7 protein-coding genes are annotated in these 15,932 nt (G+C 70.5%); 3 read left to right on the top strand and 4 right to left on the bottom strand.

Going from position 1 to position 15,932, the window contains the following annotated elements:
• Positions 1-79: 79 nt before the first annotated feature.
• Both ACPYN9_RS07530 and ACPYN9_RS07525 read right to left on the bottom strand, forming a co-directional pair.
• A complete protein-coding gene (locus ACPYN9_RS07530; RefSeq protein WP_424465332.1) occupies positions 80-10,516 on the bottom strand; it encodes an amino acid adenylation domain-containing protein in 10,437 nt (3,478 codons plus the stop codon).
• A gap of 102 nt (positions 10,517-10,618) precedes the next feature.
• Positions 10,619-10,846, bottom strand: coding sequence for a hypothetical protein (locus ACPYN9_RS07525; protein WP_424465330.1), 228 nt, complete (start codon positions 10,844-10,846; stop codon positions 10,619-10,621).
• 119 nt (positions 10,847-10,965) lie between these two features.
• Here ACPYN9_RS07525 and ACPYN9_RS07520 point away from each other — a divergent pair, with 119 nt between their 5' ends.
• Entirely contained in the window at positions 10,966-13,734 is a 2,769-nt protein-coding gene (locus ACPYN9_RS07520) for a phosphatidylglycerol lysyltransferase domain-containing protein (protein ID WP_424465328.1), read from the top strand.
• On the opposite strand, the gene ACPYN9_RS07515 is transcribed toward ACPYN9_RS07520, so the two are convergent.
• The gene (locus ACPYN9_RS07515) at positions 13,698-14,291 is read right to left on the bottom strand and encodes an NAD(P)H-dependent oxidoreductase (RefSeq protein WP_424465326.1); all 594 of its coding nucleotides are present in this window, start codon (positions 14,289-14,291) and stop codon (positions 13,698-13,700) included. The genes ACPYN9_RS07520 and ACPYN9_RS07515 overlap by 37 nt on opposite strands.
• A 70-nt stretch (positions 14,292-14,361) precedes the next feature.
• Here ACPYN9_RS07515 and ACPYN9_RS07510 point away from each other — a divergent pair, with 70 nt between their 5' ends.
• Positions 14,362-14,934 (top strand): TetR/AcrR family transcriptional regulator, encoded by a 573-nt coding sequence (locus tag ACPYN9_RS07510; protein ID WP_424465324.1) that lies wholly within the window; start codon positions 14,362-14,364, stop codon positions 14,932-14,934.
• A 32-nt stretch (positions 14,935-14,966) separates the two neighbouring features.
• Here the strand turns inward: ACPYN9_RS07510 and ACPYN9_RS07505 are convergent, their stop codons facing one another.
• The gene (locus ACPYN9_RS07505; protein WP_424465323.1) at positions 14,967-15,395 is read right to left on the bottom strand and encodes a YdeI/OmpD-associated family protein; all 429 of its coding nucleotides are present in this window, start codon (positions 15,393-15,395) and stop codon (positions 14,967-14,969) included.
• 113 nt (positions 15,396-15,508) lie between these two features.
• Between ACPYN9_RS07505 and ACPYN9_RS07500 the strand changes: the two genes are divergently transcribed.
• Positions 15,509-15,919: a VOC family protein gene (locus ACPYN9_RS07500; protein WP_424465322.1), complete on the top strand. Its 411-nt coding sequence runs from the start codon at positions 15,509-15,511 to the stop codon at positions 15,917-15,919.
• The last annotated feature ends 13 nt before the right edge of the window (positions 15,920-15,932 follow it).

Genomic DNA, 15,932 nt, shown 5'->3' with positions numbered 1-15,932 from the left:
CGTTCCCTTCTGTCTCTCCACGCGGTGCTGCCGGGGGAGGTTGCGTGGATGGTTCTCCTGGTGCTTCGGAGCGAGGTGCCTATCGGTTGGCAACTCGGGCGTGTGAATCCGACATGAGCCGTTCCAGCGCGGGCGCGATGACCTGCAACGACGCGTCGTCGAGCAGCGCGGAGTGTCGCGCGGGCACCTGACTCGCCGTGACGCTGCCCGTGGTGTGCGCGGCCCAGGCCCCGGGCCCCGGGCGGTCCGCTGGCACGTCGACGCTGGCCTCGAAGACGTGCACGTCGCCGTCGAACGTCGGGACGGGTGTCGAGTCCAGGAGCGCGCCGACCTGCAAGAAGCCGCGCACCATGCGCTCGATGCTTCGCGCAGGGATGTCGGCCAGCGGGTTGCCGGCCGCAGCGAGGAGGGTGCGCACAGCCTCCGCGTCGAGCTCGGCGTCTGGGGCCTCCACCTCGTTGGCGTCGAGAAAAGCACGCCACATGCGGTCGCCGCCATCCACGCCCGCGACGGACGAGTGCTCCGTCGGGTAGGCGTCCAGGATCGCGAGTAGCTGGACCTCGTCGCCGCAGCGCTGGAGGTGGGCCGCGAGGTGCTGGGCGAGGCGGCCACCGAACGACCAGCCGACGATCATGTACGGCCCTTCCGGCTGTACGGATTTCATGGCCCCGACGTAGGCGTCGAGGAGCTCCGCGAGCGCGGTGTGCTCGGTCTCTTCATCGACGTCCGGCGCGATGCCCGGAAGCTGCAGGCCGTAGAGGGGGCGGTCACCGTGGAGGTGCGCGAGAAGGCCCGCGAACTTCCAGGAGATCCCGCTGGCGGGGTGGACTGCGAAGAGCGGCCGAGGTGCCGGGGCCGTCGCCTCGCCGGTCGCCGGCTCTCGCACCGGGCGCAGGGGCAGGAGCGTGCGGAGGCTCTCGGCGATGTCGCCACCGCCGTCGCTCGCGAGGCCTGCGAGGCCCTCGACGGACGGAGCCTGGAAGATGGCCTGCACCGGGAGTTGGGTCGCGAGGGCAACGTTGATGGCGCGAATCGTGGGCTGTGCCACGAACGAGTGGCCTCCGAGCGCGAAGAACGAGTCGGTGGCGCGCACGTCCTCGACGCCGAGCACCTCGGTGAAGGCGGCGGCGACCGCCAGCTCGGCGCGTGTGCTCGGTGCCCGCCCCTCCCCGCCCGTTGCGTGGAACGCGGGGAGGGCATCCCGGTCAAGCTTCCCGTTCGCGGTGAGCGGGATGCGCGGGATGACCTGGATGCCGACCGGATGCATGTAGTCGGGTACTTTGCCGCGCACGGCCGCGAGGATTCGGCGCACGAGCACCTCGTGGGCAGCGTCGGCCGCGCCGTCGCGCCTGACCTCGGGCACAACTCCGTTCGATGGGTCGCTCGGAACGATCCATGCGCCCAGGGCTAGCTGTCCCGCCGACTCGACGGGGAGCACCACTGCGTTCGCGACACCGGGCTGGTCGCCGATCACGCGAGCCAGTTCCTCGGGCTCGACGCGGTGGCCGCGGATCTTGAGCTGCGCGTCGCTGCGGCCGAGGGATGCGACTCGGCTGGGTTCAGCGTCGTGGGGGTCGCGCACGACGACGAGGTCTCCAGTGCGGTACATGCGGTGGCCGTCGCCCGCGAATGGGTCGGCGACGAAGCGTTCCGCGGTGGCCGCGGAGCGTCCCGTGTAGCCGTCGGCGAGCTGGTCGCCAGCCAGCCAGAGCTCGCCGATGCTCCCGATGGGGCTCGGCCGTAGCCGCTCGTCGAGCACGTAGCCGACGACACCGCTCGTCGTGGCGCCGAGCGAGGGCGCAGATGTCGAGGCGATATCGGCGACCATGGAGTCGACGCCGACCTCCGTCGGGCCGTAGAGGTTCCACGCGCGGGTTGTCGTTCGCTCGCGGAGCCAGGCCCACAGCTCGGTGCTGATGGCCTCGCCGCCGAGCAGAATCGTGAAGCCTTCGGACTCTTCACGCTCGTCAAGCCAGGTCTCGAGGCCGGTCTGCTTTGTGAGCGCCTCGACGTAGCTTGGGGTCGTCTCCCATGCGCCGATCTCACGGTCCGCGAAGAGCTGCACGAGTGCCTCGGGGTCGCGCCGCACGTCGTCAGGCACGAGGTGCAGTTCGTGCCCGCTCGCGAGCCACAGGATGGGGTCCATGGCGGCGTCGAAGCCGACGCCCGTCGTGTGGGCGACCCGGATGCGCCGGGTTGTCGCTGCAGGGAGCAGCGTTGAGCGGTGGCTGCGCAGCAGACTGGCGAGGGCCCGGTGCGGAACCTGCACCCCCTTCGGCACTCCGGTGGTTCCCGAGGTGAAGATGAGGTAGGCGGGGTCGTCGATGGAGGAGCGTGCGAACTTGATGGGCTGCACGTCGCCGTCGACGAGCTCGTCGGCGCTGGCTTCGAGGACAATCGCCGGCTCAGCGGCGTCGATCATGGCGCGCACGCGCTCGCTTGGGTATTCGGGGTCGATCGGCATGGCGACGGCACCCACGCGCCAGACGGCGAGGAGGGTGGCGACGGTGTCGAGCGAGCGCGGTAGCCGGTAGGCGACGACGTCGCCTCGCGTCACGCCTCGCCGGTGCAGCCCAGAGGCCAGATCGTCGACGCGCGCCGCGAGCGCGGCGAAGGTGAGTTCGCCGTCTGGGGCGACGACCGCAGTGGCTTCGGGAGTCAGCTCCGTGGACGTGGCGAGGACCTCGAGGACGGACTGGAGGTCTGCTGTTCCGTTACCGTCCTCCAGCGTGGACCACGAGGCCAGACGCTCTGGGGTGCCGGGAATCTGGAGTTCCGCGAGCGGAGTGTCCGGGGCTTCGGTTGCCGCTTCCAGGAAGGCGAGGAGGCGTGTGACGAGCCCCGTGGCCGCCGCCGCGCTGAACAGCGCGGCGTTGTACTCGAGCACGCCGGCGACGTCGGTGCCGTCTGTCGCCGGACGCAGCGTGAACGACAGGTCGAACTTCGCGCCGCCCGTGCTCTCGGGGGCGACGGGTGCGACGTCGACGCCGGGGAGGGCGAGGGGCAGGTCGGTGTGCTCCTCGACGGCGAGCATGGTCTGGAAGAGGGGGTGACGGCCGAGGACGCGGTCGGGCGCGATGGCCTCGACGATGCGCTCGAACGGCACCTCTTCGTGACCGATGCCGAAGAGCGCGGCCTCGCGCGCGGCACCGACGGCGCCCTCGAGGCTCGTTTCGGTGCCGAGCTGCAGGCGGAGCGGCAGCGTGTTCACGAAGAACCCGATGAGCTCGCTGAGGTCGGCGTCCTGGCGACCGGCGGATGGGGCGCCGATGACGAGGTCGTCGCCCGCCCCGGACGCCGAGAGGAAGCCCGCGAGCGCGCCGAGCCAGCCGTGGAAGCCGCTGGCGGCCTTCCCTGCTGCGACGGAGCCGAGGGCTGCGGCGACGTTCGCGGGGACGCTGAAGGTGAGTTGGCCGGCTGGCTGAGCATTCTCGCCGGTCCGTGTGCCGTCGGCGGGGAGCTGGATCTCGGCGGGCGCGCCGTCGAGGTGCGTGGTCCACGCCTGGAGCTCGTCGGCCTCGCGTGCGGGGTCTTGATGTGCGTGCAGCAGGCGGGCGTAGTCGGCGAACTGTGCGGGCAGCGGGCGCTGGAGCGGTGCTGAGCCACTCCGCCGTGCCGTGTAGGCGGTGGCAAGGTCGTGCGCGAGCGGGGCGAGCGAGGCTCCGTCCGTCGCGATGTGGTGGATCACGAGCTGGAGCAGCCACGAGTCGTCGCCGAGGGGGGTGAGCGCTGCGCGCACGGGCAGCTCTCGCGTGAGGTCGAAGCCCGCCGAGGTGGAGATCGGCGTGTGCTCGAGGAGGCCGGGGGTCGGCTCGTGGACGCGCTGCACCGGCGCTCCGTCGATGTCCGGGTACGTCGTGCGGAGGACCTCGTGCCGGGCGACGAGGTCGTCGACCGCGCCGGCCAGGGCCTCGAGGTCGAGCTCGCCGGTGAGGCGAGCGCTGAGGACGACGTTGTAGTCACCCGACGCGGGCGAGAGCTGGTTCAGGAACCACAGCCGCGCCTGGCCGGGGGAGAGGGGGAGCGGCTCGCCGGCGGTCCTGGGGTTCGAGGCGGTCCATTCGCGGAGTGCCGGTTGCGCTGCTGCGCGCGTCGCGGGTGCGGCTCCGTCGGGCGTACCCGTGCGGCCGAGGGCGGCAAGCAGGCCTGCCGGTGTCGGCGCGTCGAAGACGGCCCGCAGGGGCAGCGCGGAGCCGAAGCGCGTGCGCAGTTCTGCGGCGAGGGCGACCGCGAGCAGGGAGTGCCCGCCGAGGCGGAAGAAGCTGTCGTCGAGGCCCACGTCGTCGAGTCCGATGACGGCGGCGAACGCCTCGCACATGCTGCGCTCGTCAGCGGTCTGCGGTTTGCGCGAGCCCGCGGCCGACTCGGGCGCGGGCAGCGCCGCGAGGTCTACCTTGCCGTTCGGCGTGAGCGGGAGTCGGTCGAGCACCGTGACGGTCGCCGGGACCATGTACTCGGGCAGCTCGGCGCGGGCCCGCGAAAGGACGGTCTCGGCATCGGTCTTCCCGGCAACCCAGGCGACCAGCCGGGCGCTGTCCGCCCCGGCAGGGGCGTGGATGCTCGCGGCGGCGGCGTCGACTCCTGCGGCGAGTTCGAGGGTGCGCTCGACGTCGCCGAGCTCGATGCGGTAGCCGCGCAGCTTCACCTGGGTGTCGTCGCGGTGCAGGAACTCGAGCTCGCCTGACGGGTGTCGGCGGACGATGTCGCCGGTCCGGTAGAGGCGCGTGCCGTCTCCGGCGGGGTCGGCGATGAACGCGCTCGCGGTTTCGGCGGCGCGCCCGCGGTACCCGTGCGCTTCGGAGGCACCGGAGAGGTGGAGCTCGCCGGGCACGCCGTCCGGCACGTCGCGGAGGAAGCCGTCCAGGACACGTGCGGTGACGTTGGCGACGGGGCGCCCGATGCGCACGCCGTCTGCCTCGCGCAGGCGTGTCACCACCGAGTCGACGGCGAACTCGCTCGGGCCGTAGAGGTTCCAGGCGTCGAGCCCGTTCGCGTGGAGGAGGGTGTCCCAGAGCTCCGGTGAGACCGCCTCGCCGCCCAGGGCGATCAGGAGTGGGGTGTCGCGTCGCGCGGCGCGGTCGATCAGGCCGGTCCCGACGAGCTGTCGAACGTAGGACGGGGTGGTTTCGAGCACGTCGATCGAGGCGTCGTCGATGCGTGCGACGAGCTCCTCGGCGTTGCGCCGCGTGTTCGTTCCGGCCATGACGACGGTGGATCCGGCGGTGAGCCACAGGATCGGGTCCCAGGCGGCGTCGAAGCCGAGGCCGGCCACGTGCAGGACGCGGGGCGCGCGACCGTCGAGGCGCGCGCGCAGCGGGGAGATCATGGCGCTCGTGTGCTGCGCGAGCACGTTGGCGAGCGCGGAGTGCGGCACCTGGACGCCTTTGGGCGCGCCCGTGGTTCCGGAGGTGAACACGAGGTAGGCGGATTCCTCCGGCGCGGGCAGGGCGGGAAGCTCTCCGCCGTCGGCGCCGAGCTCGACGAGCGCGGTGGGCGTGAGCGTCTGGGCTCCCGAGCCCGCCGCGAGGGGCGCAAGCCGGGCCTCGTCGTGCGCGACCAGCAGCGTGGGGCTGCTCGCGTCGAGGATCTGCTGGATGCGGGCATCCGGGTAGTCGATGTCGACGGGCACCGCGAGCGCGCCGCAGCGAAGTGCTGCGAGCACCATCGTCACGCCGTCGCCGGAGCGGGGGAGCGCGACCGCGACCCGGTCGCCGTGGCGCACTCCGGACGCGGCGAGGCCTGCCGCCGCCGCGTCGATGCGAGCACCGAGCTGCGCGAACGTCAGGGTCTCGGCGTCGTCCTCAAGGGCGGACTGGTCGGGGGTGCGGCGGATGCTCGCGGCGAGCGCGTCGAGGATCGTTCCGTCGACCGGGAGTCGCTCGCCGCTCGCCTGTGCCTCGATGCGCTGCTGCGTCTCCGTGTCGACGGCGGGGAGGTCGGAGAGCGGGTGCGCCACCTGCTCGACCATGGCGGCGAGCATCCGGTCGACCGTGTCGCGCATACGCTCGATCGTCGGCTCGTCGAAGAGCGCGAGGTCGTAGGCGAGCGCCGCCTCGAGTGGGCCGCCATCGCCCGCAGGCGTCGAGAAGTCGAGCATCAGATCCGTCTTGACGCCGGCGGTCGTGACCTGGCTTGGGACCGTGACGGCCACGTCGCCGAGCTCGAGCCGCGCCTGCTCCGTGTTCTGCAGGGTGAGGAGCACCTGAAAGACGGGGTGGCGGTCGGCGACCCGGGGAGGCTGCAGAGCGTCGACGACGGCGTCGAAGGGCACGTCCTGGTGGGCGTAGGCGTCGGTGTTGCCAGCTCGGACGCGCTCGATGAGCTCGCCGAGCGTCGGGTTGCCCGCGAGCGATGTGCGCAGCGCGACCGTGTTCACGAAGAACCCGACGAGGCGCTCCAGTTTCGGGTCGACGCGCCCCGCGACGGGGGTGCCGACGACGATGTCTGTGCCTGCCCCGTGTTGGCCGAGCGCGGCGGCGACGGCGGCGTGCAGCACGATGAAGAGGCTCGTCCGGTGCTCGGCTGCGACCGCGCGGAGGGCGAGGTGGCGGTCGGCGTCGACCTCGAAGGTGAGGTAGCCGATGGCGCTGGGATGCTCGCCGCGCCCGCGGTCGCGCGGGAGGGCAATCTCGTCCGGCGCGTCCGCGAGCGTGCGCCGCCAGAAGTCGAGCTGCTCGGTCATGGCGCTCGCGGGGTCGTCGGCGGAACCGAGAGACTCGCGCTGCCAGAGCGTGTAGTCGGCGTACGAGACGGGCAGGTCCTGGGGCTCGAGCGCGGCGTCAGCGCCGTCCCCGGACACCGCATGCGTGGTGTACGCGGCCGAGAGGTCGGCGGCGAACGGCGCGAGCGACCATCCGTCAGACGCGATGTGGTGCATGGTCGCGACCAGTACCGAGCTGGTCGGCGAGGTGCGCAGAAGCACCGCGCGAAGCGGCACCTCGCGGGTCACGTCGAACGGGCGCAGCGACTCCTGGCGGACGATGTCCGCCACGCGCTCGGCGGGGACGTCAACCGACGTGAACGCGGCCGCGCCCTCCTCGATCGGGAGGATGCGCTGGATCGGCTCGCCGTCGACGTACGGGAAGACCGTGCGCAACGGCTCGTGGCGCTCGGAGACGTCACGGAACGCGGCGCGGAGGGCGGGCTCGTCGAGCTTTCCTTCCAGGTGCAGCACGATCGGGATGTTGTAGGCGCTCGAGACGGGGTCGAGGCTGTTCAGGAACCAGAGGCGACGCTGGGCCAACGAGACCGGGAGGTCGCTGCCGTGGGGCGTCGGCGCGAGCGGGAGGACGCGCGCGGACTCTCGCTCGTCGCCCTCGAGGGTCGCGAGGCCGGCGACCGTCGGCGTCTGGAAGACGTCGCGCACCGTGACCTGGCGGTCAAGGCGCTCAGAGAGCAGCGCGGCGAGCTTCGTGGCGAGCAGGGAATGACCGCCGGCGCCGAAGAAGTCCTCGTCGACCCCGACCGAGCCGATCCCGAGCACTTCGGCGAACGCCTCGGCGGTGACGCGCTCGGCCCGTGTGCGCGGTTGCTGCACAGGGTCGTTCGAGCGCTGGTCGGGCGCAGGCAGCGCCCGCCGGTCGAGTTTCCCGTTGGGGGTCATGGGGAGCTCGCTCAGCGCCAGCACGCTGCTCGGCACCATGTAGCCGGGCAGGTCTGCCGCGAGCCCGGCCTTGGCCGTCGCGGCGAGGTCGGCGGCATGCGCGTCGCCCGTCACGTAGCCCACGATGCGCGCGGATGCGCCGTCGCCGACCACGATCGCCGCGGCGGCAGAGACGCCGGGCTGCCTGCGCAGCGCCGCCTCGACCTCCGCCAGCTCGACGCGGTAGCCGCGGATCTTGACCTGCTCGTCGATGCGACCGAGGAAGCGGAGCGAGCCGCTGCGACGGCGACGGACGACGTCGCCCGTGCGGTACATGCGGGATCCGTCCCCCGCGAAGGGGTCGGCGAGGAAACGCTCGGCGCTCAGGCCGGGCTGCCCGACGTAGCCGGCCGCGACGTTGGCGCCCGCGAGGTACAGCTCGCCGATGGCCCCGTCGGGCACCGGGGTCAGCGAGGAGTCGAGGAGATAGTGGCGCGTGTTGCGCACGGACGTGCCGATGTGCGGCTCAAAGCCGGCCTCGATGGGTGCGATCAGACTGTCAACCGTGGTCTCCGTTGGTCCGTAGAGGTTGAGCGCAGTGACGCCAGGCTGGGCAGCGAGCGCGTCCCAGAGGGCGGGTCCGACCGCCTCACCGCCGAGGGCGATCTCGGTGGGGTGCCTGTCCTGTTCGAACAGCCCGCCGGAGATGAGGGCCTCAGCGAACGACGGCGTCGTCTCGATGGCGTCGATGCCGCGGTCGGCGAGGTACGCGGCGAGTTGCTGGGGGTCGCGGCGCACGTCGTCGTCGATGAGGTGCAGCTCGTGGCCAGCGAAGAGCCAGAGCAGCGGATCCCAGGCGGCGTCGAACGAGAGACCGGCGGTGTGGGCCACCCTCGCCGGGCGCCCGAGGCGCTCGGCCGCGGGGTCGAAGATCTCGGCGCGGTGGTGCTCGAAGAGGTTGCGCAAGGCGAGGCGGTCGACGCCGACGCCCTTGGGCCGTCCCGTGCTGCCGGACGTGAAGACGACGTAGGCGAGCTCGGACGGGGAGACCGGCGGCAGCCCATTGGGGTCGTCCGACCGCTTCCGCCAGGCGATGGAGGTGTCGGCGTCAACGGGGAGCGTCGCGACCCGCCAGGTCGCGCCGTCCGCGAGGTCGCGCTGTTCCTGCGCCTTGCTCGTGAGCAGGAGCGCTGGCTCCGCGTCCTCGATCATGTTGCCGACGCGGTCGATGGGGTACTCGGGGTCGAGGGGCACGTAGACGCCGCCAGCCTTGAGCACGGCGAGCACGAGCACGGGAAGGAGCTTGCTGCGCTCGATGCGGACGGCGACCGTCCGCCCGGGTCCCACGCCCTCGCCCACGAGGTGGTGCGCAAGACGAGTCGAGAGGCTGTCGAGCTCTGTGAAGCTGAGAGTGCCGTCTGCTGCGACGACCGCGGCATCGGAGTCGCGCACTGCCGCGACCTTCGAAAAGGCCCGGAGCACCGACTCATGCCCGATGGGCACGTCGTCGCCTGAGCCCTGCTCGAGGAGGGCAGCGACCTCGTCGGGCCGCACGACGTTGGCGTCCGTGACCGTGGTGGTGGCCGGCTCGTCGAGCACCTGCGAGAGCAGCTCGAGCATCCGCTCGGCGTGCTCGTTCAGCACGGCAGACGAGTAAAGCTCAGCATCGCCCTCAAGCTGCAGGGTCGGCTCGGCCGCCTCGCTCGTGAGCCCCGAGATGACGACGGAGAGGTCGTGCACTGGGCCGGTCGAGAGGATGTTGACCGTGCCGCGAGCACGGCCGAAGACGAGCTCGTCGATGACGGGCAGGAGGTTGACCGACGGGCCCGCGAGCGAGTGTGTCTGCGCGACCTCCTCGACCCGGAACTGCTGGTGCGCGACCGCACCCCGCACCGCGTCGCCGGCGTTCGAGACCACATCGGCGAGGCTCAGGCCCGGCCCCACGTCGACACGCAGGGGGAGGATGCTGGAGAGCATCGACGGCGTGGTCTTGGCGATCTTGCCGCGTCGCGCAGTGACGGGCAGGCCGAGCGAGACCGTGGTCTGACCGGTCATCTTGGAGAGGTAGAGCGCAACGAGGCCGACTGCCGTCTTGGGCATGTCGCGGCCCAGCGCGCGGAGGCGCTGCGCGTCGGGGTCCGGGATGCGCGTCGTGACTCGGACAACGCTGCGTGCTGCGCGGCCCGTCGTGCCTTCGAGGCCCGTCACGACGGTGTCTTCAGCGAGCTGGCCGCGCCAGTATTCGGCGTCGGAGGCGTGCTGGTCCGAGGTCTGGTACTCGTCGAGGTGAGCCTGCAACTCGGCGAGGCCGGGAAGCGGCGACGCCGTCCGCGCTGCCAGGTGCGCGATCGGGCCCGCGAGCAGCGCGCCGAGCACGCCGCGGGGAGCCGACTTCTCGAGCCGCGTGTACGCCCCCGCGAGGTAGCGGAGCCCGACAACCGCGGAGTAGCCGTCGAGCAGCACGTGGTGCACGCGCTGGAAGAGCAGCCAGCGCGCATCCGCCACCCGGTACAGGGTCGTGCCGAGCAGGTCGCCTCCCGTCATCGACCTCGGCGTCGCGAGCTCCGCATCCATGCGCTCGCGCGCCGTGCGGAGGGCCTGCTCCTCGCCGAGCTCCCGCAGGTCGGCGACGCCGAGCAGATCAGCGGTCGGGGAGGGGCGGCTGATGCGCGCGTACGGCCCGTCGCCGTCCTCCGCGAGCACGAGGCTCATGGCGTCGAGGTCGGCCACCGTCTTCGTGAAGGCGATCCGCAGCAGCCGCTCGTCGAGCTGACCGCGAAGGTCGAGGTACTGGCCGATCTGGTAGCTCGGGTTCTCGGGATCAAGTTGCTGCGCGTACCAGATGCCCAACTGCGCGGGGGTGAGGGCAACTCGACTCGAGCCGGCATCACGGCTCTGCTGTGCGGGTGCGGTTGGCTGGCTGGTCTCGGTCACTGTGCGCTCCTCATAGCGGTGCCGAGGTCTCCCTCGGCACCTGATCTGCTGGTTGACGCGCGGCGCTCGCCGCGACTTCGCTCCCCGGGCGGACGGGCCCAGCTACTGGAACTGCCCGATCTGCAGGGAGTTCAGGAGACCGCCGAGATCAATGAGTGGTCCGTCGATCAAGGGACCGTTGATGAGCGCTCCACTGGCGAGCGTCGAGGTCGATGTCGCGGGGGCGAGATCGGCGGCGCTCGCGGGAGGCGCTGCCAGGGCTACCGCGCCGAGCGAGAGGGCTGCGGCCGTGGAGAGGCTGGCGATCGTGCGGGTCGTCTTCTTCTTCATGTCTTGCTCCTCGTTTCGCTGTGTGCCTGATTGGTCACGAGGAGTCGTTCGGAACCGCCCTGGCGGCGGTTTGACAACAATGCCGAGGCTCCCGGCCCATTCACAGCTAGCCTGAACTCGTGTTCGACTGGCTGATCGCTCTTCCCCCGCTCCTGGTTGTCCTCCTCGTGGCGGGCATTGTCACGCTCGAGAGCCTCGGCCTGCCGCTGCCGGGCGAGAGCGTGCTCATCGCCGCTGTGCTCATGAGCCTCGCGGGTGGCGGCGTCGACCCGTGGCTCCTCGCCGCTGCCGCGGCCGTCGGCGCCATCGTCGGCGACTCGCTCGGCTACTACATCGGGAAGCGCTGGGGTGCGCGACTCCTGCGGCACCTCTCGCAGCGCTACCCGAAGTACTTCGGGGTGGCGCGCATCAACGCGGCAGTCGGGCTCATGCAGAAGTGGGGCGCCTACGCTGTCTTCTTCGGACGCTTCGTGGCGCTGCTCAGAGTTTTCGCGGGCCCCCTCGCGGGCGCCATGGCAATGCCCTACGGGCGCTTCCTGCTCGCGAACGCCCTCGGCGGCATCGTGTGGGCGGGCGGCGTCACCGCAGTGACCGTCGCGCTCGGCAAGGGTGCGCTCGCGCTCATCCACGCGTTCGGCTGGGTCGCCCTCGCGGTCGTCGCGGTGCTGGTGATTGTGATCGTCGCGATCGTCGTCTACCGCGCCCGCCGTCGCCCGGAAGGAGCTGAAGCAACGAGCCAGACCGAGCAGGAGCTCGACCTGCTGATTCCCGCCGCTCAGGATGCGCAGGACTCGACCCCGGGCGGCGCTGCGGTCCGCGACGCGCTCGGCGCCGCGGTCAGGCCGCTCGTCACGTTCGCTCGTCGCGCGCCGTTCACGACGTCCCTCGTGCTGGTGATCATCCTCGTCGGGGTCGCCACCGGAGCGATGTGGCACCTGTCTCGCGCCCAATCCTGGTACGGCGACGTCGCCTTCGGACTCCCGCCGCTCGCGGCCGGCATGTGGTGGACCCCGATCACGGGCTCGCTGCTCGGCAACGGCGCCTGGCACTACGCGCTGCTCATCGTGCAGCTGCTCATCGCCGGCGGCATCTTCGAGTTCCGCTTCGGCTGGAAGCGCATCGCCCTCGTCTTCCTCGGCGGGCAGACGCTGGCTGTGCTCGGCACGCTCGGCATCGTCGCCGCGCTGGCCCCCACCGGATGGGAATGGGCGACACGTCTCGCCGGCGACCTCGACGTGGGCGCATCCGGTGGCATCGCGGCCCTCACCGCGGCGCTGGTCTGGGTGCTCCGACCGCCGTGGCGCCTGCGCCTCGGCCTCGCGCTCGGGGCGCTTGTCACTCTGCGGCTGCTCTACGTTGGCGACCTCGCCGACATCGAGCACTTCCTTCCGGTCGCCGTGATCTTCACGATCTACGCCGTGCAGCGCCATCGAGCGACGGGGCTCGCCACGAGCACCCGCGAAGACCGACTCATCGCCTTCACAGCACTCATCGGTCTCGGGGCAGCGCAGGTCGTCGCCGCACTGTTCTCGCTCGACGGTCCGCTCGGCAAGTCGACGGCCGAGACCGAGACCTGGGTTGGCGTCGCCATCGACGTCGTCGTCATCCTTCTCGTCGCGAACGGCATCAGGCGCGGGCAGCGCTTCGCCTGGATCGTCGCCGTCGCGCTCGGCGTCTTCAACCTCCTCGAACTCGCCCTCATCGTGGTCGGCATCTCCACCGACGGGAACCTCGACGAAAGCCTCACCATGAACTTCACGGGGTCCCTGCTCTGGGTGCTCGTGGTCGTGTTCCTCATCGTGGCGCGTCGGTCGTTCGCGGTGCGGGTGCGCCCGTCGAAGAACTCCATCTCTGGGGAGCGCCGCGGTACCGTCGAAGAAGCCCGCGAGATCCTTCCGAAGGTCGGCGGCAGCACCATCTCCTGGATGACGCTCTGGCCACGCAACCACTACCTGCTGAGCGCCAAGAAGGACGGCTACGTCGCCTACCAGGAGTATTCGGGGGTGGCACTCGCCCTGGGAGACCCAGTTGCGCCGAAGAGCGAGCTCAGCGAGCTCATCCATGACTTCGCCTCGCGCGCCGAGCTGGCCGGCCACACGCCCGCCTTCTTCTCCGTCACCCGGGCGACCGTGGATGCGGCGCCGTCCAGCTGGCAACGCGTGCAGGTCGCAGAAGACACGATCATCGATCTGCCCGGCCTCGAGCTCAAGGGCAAGGCCTGGCAGCCCGTGCGGTCCGCCGTCAACCGCGCCGAGCGTGAGGGCATCCGCTTCAAGATGACCACGCTCGCCGAGGAGCCGTGGGCCGTGCTCGCGCAGGTGCGCGCCATCTCAGAGGACTGGGTCGGCGACAAGGGGCTTCCGGAGATGGGCTTCACGCTCGGCGGCGTCGACGAGGCGCTCGACCCCGCCGTGCGGCTCGGCATCGCGATTGACGACGACGGCAGTGTCCACGGCGTGACCTCGTGGCTCCCGGTCTACGGCGTGGGCGGTGAGGTCCGCGGCTGGACGCTCGACCTCATGCGCAGACGCGACGGTGGGTTCAAGCCAGTCATGGAGTTCCTTATTATCTCGTCGGCTCTGGCGTTCCGGGATGAGGGGGCGGCGTTCGCCTCCCTTTCCGGCGCGCCGCTCGCAGGCTCGGGCGAGGCCGAGGCGACGCCACTCGACCAAGTGCTGAGCCAGGTCTCCGAACTGCTCGAACCCCTGTACGGCTTCTCCTCGCTCCACAACTTCAAGACGAAGTTCAATCCGAGGTACGAGCCGATGTACCTGCTGTATCGAGATGAAGCCGACCTGCCCCGGGTCGGCATCGGCCTGACGCGCGCCTACCTGCCGACCGCCACGACGGGTCAGCTCATCAGGGCCGGGCTGGGCGCGGGCAAGTAGCGCTTCGCGTCTTTCGCACCGAGACTGGCGGCGTCTTCGAGCCACTGCTCACGGCGCTTCATCGTCGAGGTCTTGACGGGGGAGAAGCGCGTCACCGCGACGGGGGCGAGTCCGACGAAGCCGAGCACGTGCGTCTTGAGCTGCCGGATGGCCGTGTTCCCCGTGAGACGCAGGTACAAGCCGGGACTGTCCGCGGTCACGATGATGCGCGCGCCGCGCCCTTTGAGGAGTCCCTTCGGCACGATCCCTGAGGCATCGTAGGCCATGCGGGGGAGCAGGAGCCTGTCGAAGAACCCCTGCAGCAGTGCGGGCACGGAGCCCCACCACACCGGGGTGACGATAACGACACGCGACGCGTCCTGGATGGCAGTCCACGCATCCAGGAGGTCGGGCTCGAGCTCTTGTCTTCTCGTGTAGCCGAAGCGCAGGTTCTGGTCGAACGCGAGGTCGCGCACGGAAAGGACGCGCGCGTCGCCGTGCGCCTCGGCGTACCGAACTGCGAGGGCCGCGCAGAGGGAATCGCGGTTGGGGTGGCCGTCGATGACGAGGGTGTGCATGCGGGCTCCAGGGGCTTGATGTGGACAGTGTCAAGATCTGCCGAGCACCAGCCTAGCTAGGATGTTGCTCATGTCAAGATCGGATGCGTCGTACCACCACGGCAACCTCGGGCCCGTGCTCGAGGCTGCTGGGGTCGAGCTGCTCGCGCAGAAGCCGCACACGTCGATCAGCCTGCGCGAGCTGGCCCGCGAGGCCGACGTGAGTCACAACGCGCCCTACCATCACTTCGGCGATAAGGCCGGTCTTTTCAAGCGCCTCGGCGAGGTCAGCATGCAGCGGCTCGTCGGCCAGTTCACGGCGGCGGACTCGCCAGCCCTCGCGCCCGTCGAACGCGCGGTCGCCCTCGGGGTCGCCTACGTCGAGTTCGCCGTCGACAACCCGCACGCATTCACGCTCATCTATGACCCCGAGGTGTGTATCCCGGGCGCACCGAGCGCGGCGATGGCGCCGCTCATCGGAGAGCTCGAGTCGAGGCTCGGGGATGCGGTGGCTGGGCTCGACCCTGAAGCGGGACAGGCGAGCATCGAGGCGCGTGCGACCGCGCTCTGGGCGACCGTGCAGGGGCTCTCGCACCTCGTGATCGCGGGTCATCTGAGTCGGGCTCAGATCAGGCCCGCGATCACCGAGTCGCTTCGATGCTGAACGGCGCCGGCGGCCCGGAAGTGAGGCTGGAGTCAGGCGAGAGACTCCACGACGGCGACGATGCGACGTTCGCGCGTGGCCTCCGCCTTCGCAGACTCGACCTTCGTGACGTGGGCCTTCCTGGCACTCGGTGAGAGCGTATCGAAACGGGCTCGCGCGCCAGCGGCCTTGAGGGCGGCGGCGAGGTCGGCAGGGACCTCCGTGGTGCGCGGCTCTGTGTCGAGTTCAAGGATCACCGTGATGGGGTCACCGCCCTCGATTCCGGTCTCCTTGCGCTTGTCTGAGCTGAACGGGATGAGGAAGCGCCCGCTCATCACTCCGACGGTGCTCCGGTAGGTGTACCCGTTGACGGTCACGACGACCGGGGGCTTCTTGCCCGCGCCCAGCTGTTCGATGAGCTCCGCTGGGACTTCGATGCCTGTGTTCTTGCCCGACAGGCTCATGTTCGTCGTGAATTCCATGCACAGATTGTTCCACGGGATTCCCCAACTCAATAAGTCGGAATGTCGGTTGTCTGTGCCACGATCAGACCGCGCGACGATGCTCTTCGTCGCCGTGAACGAAAGGCCGGACCATGGCTGCGCTGCTCAACCCCTACATCCACTTCATCGACAACGCGCGCGAGGCGCTCGAGTACTACAAGCAGGTCTTTGGGGGCGAGCTCACGATGAGCACCTTCGGCGGATCCGGCATGCCGATGGACCCTTCCGAGTCGGAGAAGATCATGCACGGCCAGCTCACGACGTCGAGCGGCTTCACGATCATGGCCTCCGACACGCCCTCGTTCATCGAGCCCAACCCGGGTCGCACGATCGAGATCTCGCTCAGCGGAGACTCTGCAGACGAGCTGCGCGGGTACTGGGAGAAGCTCGCCGACGGCGGTGAGGTCGAGCAGCCGCTGGTGCAGGCGCCCTGGGGTGACACGTTCGGCATGCTCGTCGACCGCTTCGGCGTCGCGTGGATGGTCAACATCCTGGGAAGCTGACGCGGGTATTCCG

Source organism: Pseudoclavibacter helvolus, from assembly GCF_049707175.1.
GTDB lineage: Bacteria > Actinomycetota > Actinomycetes > Actinomycetales > Microbacteriaceae > Pseudoclavibacter > Pseudoclavibacter helvolus_A.
The sequence above is the reverse complement of the archived record's forward strand: the minus strand, read 5'-3'. Positions and strand labels throughout refer to the sequence as shown.